Raw genomic sequence first — 16,862 nt, forward strand, 5'->3', positions numbered from 1 at the left:
GGAAGGTCACTGCTACAGCCGCCTGCGTAGCTCCAAGGACTTCAAGGAAGGCGTGGAAGCGTTTCACAGCAAGCGTGCGGCAGTGTTCACCGGCGAGTAAATGCGTACCGGCGAGCAGGCCCGGGAGCACGTCGGTAACGGCGTGCGCCCCTGCGCAGCAGGGCCTGCCGCCCCTTCATTGAAACTGATAGGGCGCATCAATATTCGTTAATGGAAAACCTGTAGCGAGGCTCTTAGGGTGAAATCGGCTGCACCGAAATCCGTCCAATAAATATAAAAATCGGAGTTCCACTTATGGCTTCTAGCTGGCTGGTACTAACCATCGTCGCCGCCTACATGGTGGTCTTGGCGTTGATCAGTTTCTGGGTTCGACGCTCTACACAAAGTGCGAAAAACTTCACCACCGGAGGCAAGGACTTCCCGGCGGTGCTGATCGGTTTTCTGATGATGTCCGAGTTCATTGGCACTACTGCAAGCATTGGTACGGCTCAGGCAGGTTACACCTATGGCATTTCCGCTGCCTGGAACATCGCCGCCCTGGGTGTCGGTTTCGTGATCTTCTCCATGCTGTTGGCGAAGAAGTACAAGGACCTCGGCGAGAACACCATTTCCGGGGCGCTGGCCCGCACTTACGGCGAGCCGGTACGCTTTGCCACGTCAGTGATCATGATCTGCGCGCTATCGATCGTTGCGGTCTCGATTTATGCCAGCGGCGGGGCAGTGCTGGCGACCTTGCTGGGCATCGAGCGGACGTCGGCGATCATCATCGTCGGTATTGTTTCGGTGCTGTACGTCGGCATCGGTGGCATGCGCTCAGTGATCTATACCAACGTCTTGCACGCATTGATGATGTACGCCGGGATCATCCTCGCCTTGGGTTTTGCCTTGAGCCAGGTCGGCGGCATGGGCGAGTTGGTGGCGCGACTGCCAGCGCCGATGTTCGAAGTCGGTAACGTCGGTTGGCCGAAGATTTTCGCCTGGCTGGTGGCCGGTATCGGCGCGACGTTCGCCACCCAGTACGTGGTGCAGGCGGTGAATACCGTCAGCGACGGGCGCAAGGCCCAGCACGCGAGTTTCTACTGTGCCTTGATGTTGATTCCCTACGGCCTGATCGCCGCGATGGTGGGGATGTGCAGTGCGGTGCTGTTTCCGCAGATTCCCTCGTTGCAGGCCTTTCCGCAAATCCTCGGGCACATGCACGAATGGATGGCCGGGATCGTCGTTGCGGGACTGGCCGGGGCGCTGTTCGGCACCATGGCCGCGCTCACCATGGGCATCGCCACGTTGTTGCTCAAGGACTTCTATCAACCGTTCTTCAACCCACAACGTGATGATCGCAAGAACCTCAATTTTGCCCGGACCGCGACCATCATCGCCGGCCTGCTGCCCATCACGCTGGCGCTGTACGCCTCCGACGTTCTGGTGGTGACTTTCCTCGCCAAGGCCTTGCGTGCCTCACTCGCGGTACTGGTGCTGATGGTGTTTTACGCGCCGACATTCGGCACGCGGCAGGGTGCGTTCATCAGCATCATCGCGTCACTGATCATCACCATCGGCTGGTTCCTGACGGGCAATCCCTACGGCATCGACAACGCCTACATCGCACTGGCCACGCCACTCGTGATCATGACCCTGAGCCACTTGCTGCGGGGTGGCAAGCCCGAGCGAGCCGACAGCGCCAAACCCATCGGTGCGAGCGCAACCGGAAGCTGAACCCCAGCGATTTCAACGGGCGTGCCGTCGGGTGACCGGGCATGCCACCAGAACAATAATGACGAGGTAAGGCCATGCAGCCTGTGACTCTTTCCACCCCCGAAGCCGACATGGCCGGGGACCTGCCAGCAGGCGCCAGCCTGCGTGGTTGGCTCGACCATTTGCAGCGCCAGCAGCGCTTGGCAATGATACGCCCCGGCGTGGACCTGCGTTTCGGCGTTGCAGCGATTGCCAATCGCCTGGACGGCAAGAGCGCTTCACTGTTTCCCCAGCCTGGCGGCCACTCGATTGCGGTGGTGTCCGGCCTGCTGTCCGACCGGCAGTGGATGGCCGAAGCCATGGGCGTGGAGTCCGCTGAAGTGTTGGCGCGTTTCGAAGTCGCCAGCCTCAATCCGCTGCCGTGGCGCGAAGTCGGCGATGCAGCTTGTCAGCAAGTGGTGCATCGCGAGATCGACCTCAACAAACTGCTGCCAATTCCCACCCACAACGAGCACGACAGCGGCCCTTACATCACCGCTGGCCTGCTGATTACCCGAAACCCGCGCACCGGGGTACAGAACGTTTCGATTCACCGCTTGCAAGTGAGCAGCCCAAATCGCCTGGGCGCACTGCTGCTGCCACGCCATGCGCTGGCCTTCTTTCAGGAAGTCGAGGCGCTGGGAGAGGATCTGGACGTGGCGGTGGTCATTGGCGCTGATCCGCTGACCTTGCTGGCGTCCCAGGCCATCGTGCCGATCGATCACGACGAACTGGAAATTGCCGGTGCGCTGCATGGCCGGCCGCTGGCGGTGACGCGCTGTGTCACCAACCAGATTCGCGTGCCTGCCGATGCCGAGATCGTCATCGAAGGCCGGTTGCTGGCCAAGGCGCGGGAGATGGAAGGGCCGTTTGGCGAGTTTCCGCAGTACTACGGCGAGCGCGCCGAACGCCATGTGATCGAAGTCGACGCCGTGACCCATCGTCACAACCCGATTTTTCACACCATCGTCGGCGGCGGCCTGGAGCACTTGCTGCTCGGTGGCATCCCGCGCGAAGCGACCATGCTCGCGTACTTGCGCCGCAGCTTTCCATGCGTGCGTGACGTGCACCTGAGCAAGGGCGGGGTGTGTCGTTATCACCTTTATGTGCAGATCGACAAACGCTCCGAGGGCGAGGGCAAGAACGTCATCCTCGGCGCGCTGGGCGGTCACTACGACATCAAGCATGTCACCGTGGTGGATCTGGATGTGGACATTCATGACCCCACCGAAGTCGAGTGGGCGATTGCCACCCGTTTCCAGGCCGACCGCGACCTGGTGCTGATCCACGAGTCCCAAGGCTCGAAACTCGACCCCTCCACCCGTGACGGTGTCGGCTCGAAGATGGGCTATGACGCCACGGTGCCGCTGTCGGCACCGACCATGCGCTTCAAACGAATCCAGGTGCCTGGACAACAGGAAGTCGAACTCGACAAGTGGGCGCACGCGGCCCCGCAGGACTGGCAACGCGTGCTCCAGATGCACGATTGAACCGGTGGCTGCTGCTGTCCAGCGGCCTGTTCCCGATAGCACCAACCAGCTCAAGACACATCTTGTGTGAGGCAACCATGACCACGACAACAACAACTGCACCGCCAACCAGCGCCGCTACCGATACACCGCAAATTCCACCGGGCAAGGCTTTGCTCGCGGCATTTGCCTCGACATTCGGCTGGGCGCTGGATTTGTTTGACCTGTTCATTCTGCTCTACGTGGCGCCGATCATCGGCCGCATGTTTTTCCCCTCCGACACCCCGACACTGTCGCTGGCCGCGGTATACGCCTCATTCGCCGTGGCCCTGCTGGTGCGCCCCCTGGGTTCGGCAATCTTCGGCGCGTATGCCGACAAGCACGGCCGCAAGCGAGCGTTGATGGTGTCGATGGTTGGCGTCGGTATTTCCACGGCACTGTTTGGCGCGCTGCCGACCATTCATCAGGCCGGCATATTGGCCCCGATACTGTTTCTGCTATTGCGGGTGATTCAGGGCATTTTCGTTGGCGGCATCGTGGCCTCCACTCACACCATCGGCACCGAATCCATCTCGCCGCGCTATCGCGGCCTGATGTCCGGGTTGATCGGTGGTGCCGGTGCCGGCATGGGCGCGCTGTTGGCGTCGTTCACTTACCTGGTGTTGTCGGAAATTTTCCCCGGGGATGAATTTGACGTCTGGGGCTGGCGCTTCATGTTCTTCTGCGGGCTGCTCAGCACGTTTTTCGGGCTGGTGATGTTCCGCTATCTGGAAGAAACCCCGGTCTGGCAGCAACTGCAACAAGCGCGCAAGACCAAGGGGCCGGAGGTAGTGGTCGTGTCGCCGCTCAAGCGTCTGTTTGGTCGCGAGTACCGCAGCGTGATGCTGGTCAATCTGCTGATTACATTCGGCGGCGGAGCAACGTATTACCTGGCCTGCGGTTATCTGCCGACCTTGCTCAACGTGGTCGCCAAAGTGCCCCATACGCAAACTTCGCAGATGCTCATGTACGGGTCGGTGGCAACCATTGTCGGAGCACTGGCCTTCGGTTACCTGAGTGACCTGATCGGTCGCAAGAAGACCTTCATGCTACTGGGTGTGATTAACCTGGTGAGCTTGCCGATGATGTTCCTCGGTGTCGCCGAGCCGGGTTCGCTGACCCGCACTGCGCTGTATTGCGTGGGCATCGCCTTCATGGGCGGGGCGATCATCGCGCCGATCCTGATCTTCCTCAACGAACGCTACAGCACCGAGCTGCGCGCCAGCGGCACAGGATTGTCCTGGAACATCGGTTTCGCCCTCGGTGGCACCATGCCGACCTTTGTGTCCCTGTTCAGCAGCAGTCCCGCGCAGATCCCGATGGTGCTGGCGATTTTCGCCGCCGGCCTGTCGGTGATCTACCTGATCGGCAGCGTGGTGATTCCGGAAACCCAAGGCAACTTCAAGTAAAGGAAAACGCAATGAGCAGATTGAATGGAAAAGTCGCGATCATTACCGGTGCCGCGCAAGGCATCGGTGCCACTTATGCCCAGGCCTTGGCGGCCGAGGGTGCGACGGTGGTGCTTTGCGATTTGAACGCGCCTGACGAAACCGCTGCCGCGATCCGCAACAAGGGCGGTACGGCCCTGGCGATCGCTTGTGACGTGACCGACGGTGCTGCCGTGCAAGCGATGGTCGAGGAAGCCGTTGAGCAGTTCAGCGGTGTGCACGTGCTGATCAACAACGCCGCGTTGTTCGCCACCCTGGAGCTCAAACCGTTCGAGCAGACCAGCTCGGCGGAATGGGATCGGATCATGGCGGTCAATGTGCGCGGTTCCTTCGAGTGCGCGAAGGCGGTTATGCCGGTGATGCGCCGTCAGGGCTACGGCAAGATCGTCAACATTGCCTCGGCGACGGCCTTCAAAGGCGCGCCGATGATGGCGGCTTATGTCGCGTCGAAGGGCGCGGTGATTGCCCTGACACGCTCGATAGCGCGAGAAGTCGGCGACGCCGGCATCCGCTGCAACTGCCTGGCGCCCGGCCTGACCATGAGCGCCAACGTCCAGGCCAATGCCGCCTGGGCCGGGGATATTGTGCGCAACAACATTGCCAGCCGCTGCATCAAACGCGAAGCAGTGCCACAGGATCTGATCGGCGCGCTGCTGTTTCTGTCCTGCACCGACAGTGATTTCATGAGCGGCCAGACCCTTGTGGTCGACGGCGGTTCGGTGACCCATTGATTGAAGGAGGATTCATGCAAAGCCAACACTTCATCGATGGACAATGGACCTCAGCGGATCGTTGGACCGACAGTCTCGACCCGGCAAACGGCGAACTGATCGGGTGCTTTGCCGACGGCGGCGAGGCCGAAGCTGAAGCAGCGGTGGCAGCGGCTGCCCGAGCCTTCAACAACCCGCAATGGGCGCAGAATCCACGCCTGCGTCAGCAGCTATTGCTGGAGTGGGCTGCCGCCCTGAAGGCGCGTCAGGAGCAACTCGCGCAATTGCTGACCCGCGAGAACGGCAAGGCATTGGCGCAGTCCCGAGGGGAGATCGGCGGGGCGATTTCCGAGATTCTTTATTATGCCGGCCTGGCCCGGCACAACCCGGGGCACATGCTCGAGGTGGCGCCCGGCGAGTTCTCCAGCATGCTGCGCGAACCCGCCGGGGTGGCCGGGCTGATCATTCCATGGAATGCCCCGGCGGTGCTGCTGGTTCGTGCTCTGGCGCCAGCGATCGCGGCGGGTTGCACAGTGGTGATCAAACCCGCGCCGCAAACCGCGCTGTTCAATGCGGCGATGCTCGAGCCACTGTTCGCATTGCCAGGCCTGCCGGCCGGGGCGGTCAATCTATTTGCCGAGAGCGGGCATGCCGGGGCAGCGCATCTGGTGGCTTCGCCACGGGTGGACGTGCTCAGCTTCACCGGCTCGACAGCGACAGGCCAGCGCATCATGCGCGACTGCGCGGCGACTATGAAGAAGCTCTCGCTGGAACTGGGCGGGAAATCTTGCTGCCTGGTCTTTGAAGATGCCGATATTGCCGCCATCGCGCCGAAACTGGCAGCGGCGGCCACCATTATCTCTGGCCAGCAGTGCACTGCCGCCCGGCGCGTGCTGGTGCATGCCAGCCGTTTTGCCGAAATGAAAACCGCGCTGAGCGCCGCACTGGGGCAGATCCGCCTGGGTAATGGCCTCGATCCAGCGAAGAACATGGGACCGCTGATCGACTGGCAATCCCGGGACAGCGTTGAGCGGCGCATTGGCGAGGCGCTGGACAGCTGTGACGAAGTGCTGCTGACCGGAGGTCGCCCGCACGGTGAACTCAGCAAAGGCGCATTTCTCGCGCCGTCGCTGATCGCCCATCGCGACAGCAGCGCATTCTTTTGCCAGGAAGAAATTTTTGGCCCGTTGCTGGTACTGGAGTCCTTCGAAGACGAAACAGAGGCTGTAGCGCGCGCCAACCATACCGAGTTCGGTCTGTCCGCGAGTGTCTGGACTGAACAGGGCGCTCGCGCCTGGCGTGTCGCTCGGGCACTGCGCAACGGTACGGTGTGGCTCAACGACCACAACAAATTGTTCGCCGAGGCGGAAACCGGTGGCTACCGAAAGAGCGGTCTGGGGCGCTTGCATGGCGTCGATGCGCTGCTGGATTTCAGCGAGCTCAAACACATTTATCAGAACGTCGGCACGCTTGGTTGAGCGCGAACGCGGGGGTGATCATGGAGCTGCGCCATCTGAAGTATTTTACCTGCCTCTACGAGGAGGGTTCCGTCACCCGGGCGGCGCAGCGCTTGAATATCGTGCAACCGGCGTTGTCGATGCAGATCGCCAGGCTTGAGGAAGAACTCGGGCAGACGTTGTTCGAGCGCAGCTCCAAAGGCATGGCGCCGACCGAGGCCGGAGATCAGGCTTATCGCTTGTTCATGCCGATCCTTGGCCAGCTGCTGGCGGCGCGTCAGACTCTGATCGACCGTAGCGGTCAGATTGGCGGTCGCATCAGCGCCGGGCTGATCGCGTCTGCCGCCAACAATGCGTTGGCCAGTACCCTGGCGCATTTTGTCGAGCATCACCAGCAGGTCGAACTTTGCGTCACCTCGGGCTACAGCCAGGAACTGATCGCGAAGGTCCTGACCGGCATGCTGGATTTCGCGGTCATCAACCAAAGCTTCCAGTATGAGCACCTGATCGGCCACGACATCTTCGATGAGGAATTACTGGTCGCCACCGGTGCAGCCAATCGCCTCAGCGGAGCGCTGCCATTGCCGTTGACCAGTCTGGCGGGGTTCAAACTGGTGCTGCCCTCGCGTCGTCACGGGTTGCGCAGGGTGATCGACCAACACCTTGCCGCCCAAGGCGTTGAAGTCACCCCGCAGTTGGAGGTGGATGATCTGGCGGTCATCGAGGACTTCTTGCGTCGCAGCGACTGGGTCAGCGTGCTGCCGGCAACCGTCCTGCATCGCGGATTGCACGAAGGCGCGTTGCGCGCCTATCCGCTGGCCGCACCCGGGATCAGCCGGCGCATGGTGTGTGTGCACGACGCGCGTCGACCACTGACCCCGGCGGCAATGTTGTTCATCGAGATGATCGGCAAAACCATGACCACCGCGCTCGACACCATCCATTTCTACAAAGAAGGTCCGATAGAGGAGGGCGACCATGGGCGCTCCGGGAAGTAGCCGGCCGCAGCGGCTGATCGTAGGAATTTCCGGTGCCTCTGGCGCCGTTTATGGCGTGCGTCTGCTGGAGCTGTTGCGCGACACGCCGATTGAAACCCATTTGGTGGTCAGCAAGTCAGCGCTGATTACTTTGGCCCATGAAACCGAGATGTCCTGGTCTCGGCTCAAGACCCTTGCTGACGTCAGCTACGTCAATCAAGACATCGGCGCGGCCATTGCCAGCGGCTCGTTCAAGACCATGGGCATGATCATCGCGCCATGTTCGATACGCAGCTTGTCGGAGATCGCCAGCGGCGTGACCTCGACACTGTTGACCCGCGCCGCCGACGTGGTGCTCAAGGAGCGCCGGCGCCTGGTGTTGATGGTTCGCGAGACGCCATTGCACCGCAATCACCTGCGTAGCATGACCGAGTTATCTGAACTCGGCGCAGTGATCGCTCCGCCAGTGCCAGCGTTCTATGCCAGGCCGACCAGCCTGGAAGACATGGTCGATCACACTGTAGGAAGGGTGCTGGACATGTTCGATATCGAACTGGGGGTCGTGCGTCGCTGGCGCGAACTGGCGGAGCGCGTAGCAACGCTGGATGAGGTGGTCGATGATTGAGTCACGCTCGGTGCATTCAGGCGGGGAGGCGCTCCAGGAATTCGCAGATCAGCTGCAAGGTCCGCTCGGTTGCTTCGGTCTGGGGAAAGTGTCGGCAGTTATCCAGCAACACACAACGGCACGGCCCAGGCACCTGTCGCTCGATGACCACCAGTTGCTCGGGTGTGGCGTAGTGGTCTTCGCGACCTTGAATGACCAGCAGCGGCTTTTCGATACAAGCCAACTGCGCTTCGAGATCGACCAGGGAAAAGTCCGGGTGCAACCAACTGTCGCTCCAACCGTGAAACGCGCCGTCGACATTGGTCCCGTGGTGGCGTGCCAGGCGTTCGCGCAATTCGCCCTGGTGCCAGACCTCAGTGGTGTGGCGAATGCCATCGAGGCTCTGCGCCTCGACAATCACGTGAGGCGCCAGTGCGATGCTGCCCAACACGCGCGGATCGTTGGCGGCGGCATAGGCGAGGACAATGGATGCACCGTCACTGTGACCGAGCAAGACCACTTGCGGCAGTTGCAAGGCATCGAGCAATTGCCGCAGTTCACGAGGGCCGTCGCTGCTCAGGTAGTCCAGCGGACGCGGCAGGGTCACCGGGCTCGATTGCCCATAACCCTGACGGCTGTAAGTGACCACACCACAACCGCTCGCCTGGGCCAGGCGCAGGGGAAAGTCTTTCCATTGGCTGGCGCTGCCCAGGCCTTCGTGCAACAGCACCAGCGTCGGTCGCGATGGGTCAGCCCCAGGCAGTTGGCGATATTCCAGCTGCACCGGCCCAAGTTGCAAAAATTGTTGTGGCGACATGTTGAACCAACAATTGAACAGGATTGCTCGCAGGTTACCGTAAACGTAACCCTGCATGCAGCACTACGCATTACTTGAGGTACTGAAAACATGCGCCATCTCGATGTTCAGGTGATCGACCAGGCACTGCAATGGGCACGGTCCGGACAGTCCCAGTGGCTGTGCACGGTGCTCTCCACCTATGGCTCGGCGCCGCGTGCGCCGGGTGCGATGCTGGTGACCAATGGTGCAGGTGAACACGTCGGCTCGCTGTCGGGTGGCTGCGTCGAAGAGGAGTTTCTCGAAAGCCTGACGCGTGGTGAATTACGCGAACCGGCGCAGATCGTCAGTTATGGCGACAGCGTCGAGCAACGCCACCGTCTACGATTGCCCTGTGGGGGTGTGCTGATCGTGCTGGTCGAGCACCGCGCTGCCAGTCTCGAATGGATCGCACACCTGGAGAGTCTGCAAGCGGCGTTACTGGGGCAGCGCCGCCTGCTGCGTCACGTCGAGTTGAGCAGTGGTGCCTTGCGCCTGGACCCGGACACCGGACACGGCAGCGAACGGGTACAAGTCGTCGACGAAAGGGTGCGTATCAGCGTTGGACCGGCCTTGCGACTGATTCTGGCAGGGCTCTCGCCGGTCGCGGAAGTCTGCGCCAGTTTCGCCCGCGCCATCGGCTGCGAAGTCATCGCCTGCGACCCCCGGGAAGAGATGCTGCATGTCCAGCTCGAAGGCGTGGAGATGCAGCGCGTGCTGCCCTCGATGTTCATTGCCGCGGGAGGTTGCCACGCGGCGACCGCGGTGGTGGCGCTGACCCACGATCCGCGAATCGATGATCTGGCGCTGATGGAAGCGGTGCACACCCCGGCGTTCTACATCGGCGCCATGGGGTCCCAGGCAACCTCCGCCAAGCGCGCCGAGCGGCTCAAGCGCATCGGTGGTCTGACGGATGAACAGATCGCCCGCTTGCACATGCCCATCGGGCTCGATCTGGGCAGCAAGGCCCCGGCGGAAATTGCCCTGGCAGTGGTGGCCGATATCCTGCGCGTTTATCACGGGAAAGAACGCCATGCCTTGTAGGGCGGTTTTTCCGACGAACGAGGGGGCTGCGAAAGTCGAGGTAGACGCTTGGTCATTCGCGCGCGATAGTGGCCAGCCAAGTGTTGCTGAACCATGGACCGATCGACGGGCTTGAGAAATAGATAGACGCCCTGATGATATGCATTGAGGCCGATAACAATATCGCTTCAAGCGAGCGGAGGAATCTGATGTCGATAGCCCAACGGGTTTTCCACGGCAGGTTTGGCCGGGTCGCCTTGCTGAATATGGATCATTCGCTGGTCACCCATACCCATTCCGAATGCCATGTGCTGGTCAAAGTGTCTGGCGAGGACACTTACTTCAACGTTAACGGTCGGCGGGTTCCGCTCAGTGATCGCACGGCGGTGCTGGTCAACGCATGGGAGCCGCATTTCTATGATCCGCAGCCGGGTGCCGGTGCTACCGTCATCCTGGCGCTCTACATCGAGCCCGCCTGGCTGGCCACTGCCCAGCAGTCGCTGGCGCTGAGCGGTCGGCCGGACTTTTTTGCCCAGCCGTGCATCGAGCTGTCGAGCCGTAATCGCACCCTGGCCGACATCCTGGTCGCCGAAGCGCATGGTTGCGGGATCGTGCCGAAAGAGCGCTTGGAGTTCATGCTGTTCGACTTCCTGATCGAACTGATCGAGGACTTTTCCAGCTGGCGGCATTTGTCGCAACTGGGGGCGCCGAGCTCAGGTGAATTCCGGGACGCGCGCGTGCGCCGTGGCATCGCCTGGCTGCTTGAGCACCTCGATGATCCGAACCCGATCGACAACGCCGCACGGGCGTGTGGTCTGTCGCGGGCGCACTTCTTTGCGCTGTTCAAGAAAGACACTGGCATGACGCCGACCCTTTTGCTTAACGACGCGCGCATGCGCCGGGCTTTTGCCTGGCTTGAGCGTGAGCGCAGTGGAACATTGGGCCTGTTGTCGGAGAACCTCGGGTTCTCCGAGCAAGGTCATTTCACACGGTTTTTCCGTCAGCATATTGGTGCTTCTCCCAGCCAGTATCGGCGTGTAGTGGATTGTTACGCGCCGGTTTGAACCGGGAGGAGGGTGGTGGGTATTTTGGGTAATCTTTCCGGCGATGAAGTTGGGTTTTAATATTGAGGATTAGTAGCTTGGATAGTTGCAGGCGTTATTGGGTCTGCCACTCATTCGGGATGTCATCAATCTCATTTATGTGTTCTTCATGCTGCAACTCAAGTTTTATTCTGAGTGTTCGCAGTTTTCAGCGAGTCAGGAGTTCGACTCGCTGAGTTCAAATTGAATTTGTAATGGGCGGTCAGGAAGTTCTTCACGGGCGAGTTCGGCTCTACCGTCCTTTGCGATGCTCGCTTGTGCCCTGAAATAAGTAGCCGATTGTTCGAGGTCGATGAGGCGCTAAATAGAATGCTGTCAATTTCCCGCCATCATCCATCCTCTCACACCATGATGTTCACTCAGCTCTTTCATGACTCGGGCCGCGTCCTGCTTCTGTTTATAAGGGCCGATGACTACAAAGTTGTGTTCTTTACGCGCTACCGGCAACTCCAGCTGTTGAATGGCTTCTTTGGCGCGATGTCGGCTGGGTGTGTTCAACGCAATTTCAATCACCCACAGGCCGGATGAAGACGTGGCCAAGGCAGGTTTTTCAGCGTGGGAAATATAGCCGCCGCAAGTCAAGCACGGTCGTTCCAGCGTGATTAGCGATCCTGGCACGGTGCGAAAGACATGCCATTGCGGGTCAAACGTTTTTTTGCGGGCGAAGAGTGCCAGGAGCAGGCCGGTAAACGTAATCAGGCCGCTGAGCACAATCGTCCATTTGTGAGACGGTGTGGGCAATGAAGGCAGCGTAAGTACGGGTGATTCGGCTGGTTTTTCGAACAACGGCTGTAAGGCGTCAGCCTCCGTTGAATCGGGTATATCGAATCCGTTTTTCGCAATGGGGGCGAGCTCATCGAACTGTTTTGTACTGAGCTCTTTCGCCACTTTATGACTGGTTTCATCGAGTAGTTGTTCGAGCTTTGTCACTTTTTGCTGGATGTATGAATTGTCGACGTTATTTTGACAAGTGGGTCCTGTGGGTGTGTAGGTCCATAGGAATACTGATAGTTGCCCAAAAACGCCAGTGACCAGGAAGCCCAAGCCAAGCTTTCGCACGGCACTCTCTCCACATTGGGTGAATAGTAGTTTTTCCCATTTCTTTCTGATGAAACAGGTTCTATTGTTGGTCCTGGATAATTAAGTTCTTGAGCGCGTCAGTGTGCCCAAGCGCCAAATCATTTGGCTGCTTTTTGTTGTTTTAAAGTATATCGGGCTTGCACTTTATAGACTGTTGCTTAACGAAAAACGGCTCAGGTGGTCGAAAATAAACCGTATCAGATGGATGTCAGGGTGATCCATTAAAACACTTGTTTTTAAGATGAAGTTCGTGACCAAAGTGCCCGCTCTCGGCCACCTTTTATCTCGACGCCAGCGGCAAGTAACGCTTCTCGAGATTAATCTGCTCCTGGCCGATTTCTGCCCAGGGTCACAGGGTCATATTGGTCAAAGATCAACACCCTGGGCCGGCAGGGCCCAGGGCAGGATGACTGCCTGGCATTCACAAAACCGGTAAATGCTGCAGGCAAGGCGAGGGCTTAGTTAACGATCACTTCGTCCAGTGCTTGCTCGAGGATGCTGACCGTGCGCTCGATATTGTTCAGCTTTTCGAGCCCGAACAGGCCGATGCGGAAGGTCTGGAAGTCGGCCGGCTCGTCGCATTGCAACGGCACTCCGGCGGCGATCTGCAGGCCGTGGTTGGCAAATTTCCTGCCGCTCTTGATGTCGGCATCATCGGTGTAGCTCACCACGACGCCAGGGGCCTGGAAGCCGGCGGCGGCCACGCTCTTGATGCCTTTGCCGGTCAGCATGGCGCGCACCCGATCGCCCAGCGCCTGTTGTTCGTCGCGGACCTTGTCGAAACCGTAGGCTTGCGTCTCTTTCATCACTTCGTTGAATCGCGCCAGGGAGTCGCAGGGCATGGTTGCATGGTAGGCATGTCCACCCTGTTCGTAGGCCTGCATGATCTGCAGCCACTTTTTCAGGTCGCAGGCGAAGCTGCTGCTTTGCGTTTGCTCGATGCGCTCGAGGGCCAGGGAACTGAACATCACCAGGGCGCAGCAAGGGGACGCGCTCCAGCCTTTCTGCGGTGCGCTGATCAGCAGGTCGACGGCGCATTTGTGCATATCGACCCAAAGCGTGCCAGAGGCGATGCAGTCCAGCACGAACAGGCCACCCACCGCGTGCACGGCGTCGCCGACGGCCCGCAGGTACTCGTCGGGCAGGATAATCCCGGATGAGGTTTCAACGTGGGGGGCGAAGACAATCTGCGGCTTTTGCGCCGCAATGGCTGCCAGCACTTCGTCCAGAGGGGGTGGGGCGTAGGCAGCCTGGCGACCCGTCTCGACCGGTCGGGCTTTGAGCACCGTGGTGGCTGCCGGGATGTTGCCCATCTCAAGGATCTGGCTCCAGCGATAACTGAACCAGCCATTGCGTATCACCAGGCACTGCTGGTCGGTGGCAAACTGTCGCGCCACCGCCTCCATGCCGAATGTGCCGCTGCCCGGGACCACCGCAACAGCCTGGGCGTTGTAGACCTGTTTCAGGGTCTTGGAAATGTTCTTCATCACGCCTTGAAACGACTGCGACATGTGGTTGAGCGAGCGGTCGGTGTAGACCACTGAGTACTCGACCAGCCCCTCAGGATCGATACTGGGATATAGCTTTGACATGAAGTGACTCCTTTGGCAGAGATGTCATTGGTATCGACCCTGCCCTAAGCCTTGGCAAATGACAAGATTGCCGGGGATTGAATGGCGAGTCCTGTCGAGCCGCAGGCATCAACCCATAGCTGTCAGGCTGACTCCACTCACAGGCATTCGCGACTAGAATTTCACTTTCGACGCTTCTAACGCCAGGTCAGATTTCCACCGTGCAGCGACAGGCCCCAAGCGTTGCTTCGGTCTATGGGAAACATCTATGACGAATCCGCAAGATAAAGGCGAATCCGACGAGGATTTAGGTCAGATGGTGATAGGGCGAGGACCCTGTACCTATCTATTGCTGCTCCTACTAGGATTGATCCTCCTGTTTCCCTTTCTTGAGGACGGCATAGTTGCTCGCACGTTGCTCGGCACTCTGTTTTCAATCGTGCTGCTCGTGGGCGCTTTCGCCACCAGGCAGACTCGGCGGGGGTTCATCCTCAAACTGGGCCTGGCGTTGCTTGGGGTTGGTCTTCAATGGTCGGCGTTGTGGGCTGGAAGTATCGCGATTCTTTTCGTTGCCGGGATAGTGTTTGCGGCGTCTCTTGCTGTCTCGTTCACAGGAGTGCTTCGCTATATCCTCAAGCGCGGACCCATCACAGCCGACAAGCTGCATGGCGCGCTTGCGGGTTACATCATGCTGGCCTTTGTCTGGTCCTTCGTCTATGCCCTGGTCGAGATCTCCAGCGCTGGCTCATTCGGCCCTGCGCACCTCGACTTCGAACAGCCCGGCACTTTCTTCAAACTGATCTATTTCAGCCTCACGACGCTCACGACCACAGGTTTCGGTGATGTTCTTCCGTTGACCAACCATGCCCGCTCACTGGTGATGGTCGAGGAGTTTTCAGGGGTCTTCTACGTTGGCGTGGTGATAGCGCGGCTTGCCGGTCTCTATCCGACGAACCAGACCCAGTGACTCTCGCGTTGCCTGGGTCGTATTTTATTCAGTTAGCACCTGCGACCAACTGCCAAGGCCGATTTTTGCATGTCACGAAGGGCCGCTCCTGATTGTGAATTCAACCGGTCGATGCGACAGATTGGGTTTGATCGTTCCCACGCGCAGCAAAGGAATGCCGCCAGGGACGCTCTGCGTTCCACTGACGACGCGTTAATTGAGCCGTGCGCGACGGTGATGCGGGGCGTCACAGGAAGCCCTGTGTGAAATTGGTTGCCTGCGTACATATCCATTGCTGCGGTAACGGCGGCTTATGGTTGATCGTTCTCACGCTCTGCGTGGGAATGCCGCCAGGGACGCTCTGCGTTCCGCCGACGACGTATTAATTGAGCCGTGCGCGACGGTGATGCGGGGCGTCACAGGAAGCCCTGTGTGAAATTGGTTGCCTGCGTACATATCCATTGCTGCGGTAACGGCGGCTTATGGTTTCGCTTTTACAGCGACTCCCTTTTTCAAACGCCAAAAAGGAAGCAAAAGGCTGTGCCGGTATGACTCACCCACATAGGTAACAAAACAGTTCAAGCACATAGGTAACAGTTTTTAACTGGCACTGGTCGATTCCGAGGATCTGACCATGCCGTGGCGAGAGCTCAAACCTATGGACCTGAAAGTGATGTTCATTGCCGACTATCTGTCCGGTCGACTTAATTTCAGCCAACTTTGTGCGGCTCACAGCATCAGTCGCAAGACCGGTTACAAGTGGGTAGCCCGCTACAACGCGGACAGCATCAACGGATTGGCGGAGTGCAGTCGCAAGCGCCACTCTCAAGCTCAGGCTGTGCCGTTTGCGGTCAAAGAGGCCATTCTTGAGCTGCGCGGCCAAGGGCAAACCACGCCAGGCCCGAAAAAGATCCAGACAGCCCTGAGAGAGCGGTTTCCAGATCAGCCGCCACCCTCCAAAACCACGATCTACAACGTGCTTAAAAAAGCGGGATTGGTGGTGTCTCGGCGGTTGCGCCAACGTGTCGCCGTTTATCCCAAACCACTTCAGAAAGCCGACCTTCCTAACCAGCTCTGGAGCGCTGATTACAAAGGCCAATACCTGACAGGAGACGGTGTCTGGTGTTACCCGTTGACGGTAATGGATCACGCCAGTCGATTTTTACTGGCTTGTGAAAGCATGCCGAGCACGACTTTCAAGGACGCCAAGGCCACCTTCGAGCGGTTATTCAAGATGTATGGAATGCCTGAGCGGATCCGTACGGACAACGGAGTCCCTTTCGCCAGCGGTGGGCGTGCCGGGTTATCGCAGTTGTCTATCTGGTGGGCCCGCCTGGGCATCATTCACGAAAGGATTCAGCCGGGTCGACCCGAGCAGAATGGACGGCATGAGCGCATGCACCGCACGCTTAAGAGCACATTGCCAAGGCCGCCGGAAATTGAGTGGGGAGCCCAGCAGAAGCATTTTGACCTGTTCATGCAGCACTATAATCATGAACGTCTTCATGAGGCTTTGGGGCAGAAAACACCAGGCTCCTGCTATACAAGCTCGTCACGGGCATTTCCGAGGAAGCTGCCGGAGATGAAGTACCCAAGCCATGTTGAGGCATACCGAACGGACTCCAACGGCGTGGTGAACAAAGGAAGGCTCAGAATCTATGTCGGCTATGTCCTGAAACATCAGATAGTCGGATTGGAGAACATCAGCGAAGGGGCTTGGGACATCATCTTTGGGCCTGTTCTACTGGGACGGGTTGATGAACGAGACGCTAAGGATGGTTATCTGACGCTCAAAGTAATCAAAAATAAGTGATCAGGTGTTACCCATGTGCCTGAACTTTACTGTTACCTATGTGGTTGTTCCATTCT

General features: G+C 59.2%; 14 protein-coding genes and 1 pseudogene. 12 read left to right on the top strand and 3 right to left on the bottom strand.

Annotated features, from left to right (window positions below):
• The 8 genes and pseudogenes from PSUM_RS32525 to PSUM_RS30705 all read left to right on the top strand — a co-directional run.
• Positions 1 to 100: pseudogene (locus PSUM_RS32525) on the top strand (enoyl-CoA hydratase/isomerase family protein); the annotation flags it as partial.
• Positions 101 to 294: 194 nt separating this feature from the next.
• Positions 295 to 1,713: a sodium:solute symporter family protein gene (locus tag PSUM_RS30675; protein ID WP_020800291.1), complete on the top strand. Its 1,419-nt coding sequence runs from the start codon at positions 295 to 297 to the stop codon at positions 1,711 to 1,713.
• A gap of 74 nt (positions 1,714 to 1,787) precedes the next feature.
• Positions 1,788 to 3,221: a UbiD family decarboxylase gene (locus tag PSUM_RS30680; RefSeq protein WP_033040272.1), complete on the top strand. Its 1,434-nt coding sequence runs from the start codon at positions 1,788 to 1,790 to the stop codon at positions 3,219 to 3,221.
• A gap of 77 nt (positions 3,222 to 3,298) precedes the next feature.
• On the top strand, positions 3,299 to 4,648 hold the full coding sequence (locus PSUM_RS30685; RefSeq protein ID WP_083348598.1) for an MFS transporter: 1,350 nt from the start codon (positions 3,299 to 3,301) through the stop codon (positions 4,646 to 4,648).
• A gap of 11 nt (positions 4,649 to 4,659) precedes the next feature.
• Positions 4,660 to 5,418 carry an SDR family NAD(P)-dependent oxidoreductase gene (locus PSUM_RS30690; protein ID WP_020800288.1) on the top strand — a complete coding sequence of 253 codons (759 nt, stop codon included), beginning with the start codon at positions 4,660 to 4,662 and terminating at the stop codon, positions 5,416 to 5,418.
• 14 nt (positions 5,419 to 5,432) lie between these two features.
• Complete coding sequence (locus tag PSUM_RS30695) at positions 5,433 to 6,875, top strand: aldehyde dehydrogenase family protein (RefSeq protein WP_020800287.1); 1,443 nt, start codon at positions 5,433 to 5,435, stop codon at positions 6,873 to 6,875.
• Between the two features lie 20 nt (positions 6,876 to 6,895).
• Positions 6,896 to 7,852 (top strand): LysR family transcriptional regulator, encoded by a 957-nt coding sequence (locus PSUM_RS30700; RefSeq protein ID WP_020800286.1) that lies wholly within the window; start codon positions 6,896 to 6,898, stop codon positions 7,850 to 7,852.
• On the top strand, positions 7,833 to 8,456 hold the full coding sequence (locus PSUM_RS30705; RefSeq protein WP_083348599.1) for a UbiX family flavin prenyltransferase: 624 nt from the start codon (positions 7,833 to 7,835) through the stop codon (positions 8,454 to 8,456). Before PSUM_RS30700 ends, PSUM_RS30705 begins: the two co-directional genes overlap by 20 nt.
• Positions 8,457 to 8,472: 16 nt before the next feature.
• Here the strand turns inward: PSUM_RS30705 and PSUM_RS30710 are convergent, their stop codons facing one another.
• The gene (locus tag PSUM_RS30710; RefSeq protein WP_033040293.1) at positions 8,473 to 9,252 is read right to left on the bottom strand and encodes an alpha/beta fold hydrolase; all 780 of its coding nucleotides are present in this window, start codon (positions 9,250 to 9,252) and stop codon (positions 8,473 to 8,475) included.
• 90 nt (positions 9,253 to 9,342) lie between these two features.
• Between PSUM_RS30710 and PSUM_RS30715 the strand changes: the two genes are divergently transcribed.
• Positions 9,343 to 10,314 (top strand): XdhC family protein, encoded by a 972-nt coding sequence (locus PSUM_RS30715; protein ID WP_033040282.1) that lies wholly within the window; start codon positions 9,343 to 9,345, stop codon positions 10,312 to 10,314.
• 188 nt (positions 10,315 to 10,502) lie between these two features.
• Positions 10,503 to 11,357: a helix-turn-helix transcriptional regulator gene (locus PSUM_RS30720; protein ID WP_083348600.1), complete on the top strand. Its 855-nt coding sequence runs from the start codon at positions 10,503 to 10,505 to the stop codon at positions 11,355 to 11,357.
• Positions 11,358 to 11,711: 354 nt separating this feature from the next.
• On the opposite strand, the gene PSUM_RS30725 is transcribed toward PSUM_RS30720, so the two are convergent.
• The gene (locus PSUM_RS30725; protein ID WP_083348601.1) at positions 11,712 to 12,455 is read right to left on the bottom strand and encodes an SPOR domain-containing protein; all 744 of its coding nucleotides are present in this window, start codon (positions 12,453 to 12,455) and stop codon (positions 11,712 to 11,714) included.
• A gap of 479 nt (positions 12,456 to 12,934) precedes the next feature.
• Positions 12,935 to 14,068: an aminotransferase class V-fold PLP-dependent enzyme gene (locus PSUM_RS30730; RefSeq protein ID WP_083348602.1), complete on the bottom strand. Its 1,134-nt coding sequence runs from the start codon at positions 14,066 to 14,068 to the stop codon at positions 12,935 to 12,937.
• Positions 14,069 to 14,315: 247 nt separating this feature from the next.
• Between PSUM_RS30730 and PSUM_RS30735 the strand changes: the two genes are divergently transcribed.
• Positions 14,316 to 15,014, top strand: coding sequence for an ion channel (locus PSUM_RS30735; protein ID WP_020800278.1), 699 nt, complete (start codon positions 14,316 to 14,318; stop codon positions 15,012 to 15,014).
• 613 nt (positions 15,015 to 15,627) lie between these two features.
• Positions 15,628 to 16,806 (top strand): integrase core domain-containing protein, encoded by a 1,179-nt coding sequence (locus tag PSUM_RS30740; RefSeq protein ID WP_020800720.1) that lies wholly within the window; start codon positions 15,628 to 15,630, stop codon positions 16,804 to 16,806.
• Positions 16,807 to 16,862: the final 56 nt, after the last annotated feature.

The organism is Pseudomonas umsongensis (genome assembly GCF_002236105.1).
Classification (GTDB): Bacteria; Pseudomonadota; Gammaproteobacteria; order Pseudomonadales; family Pseudomonadaceae; genus Aquipseudomonas; species Aquipseudomonas umsongensis.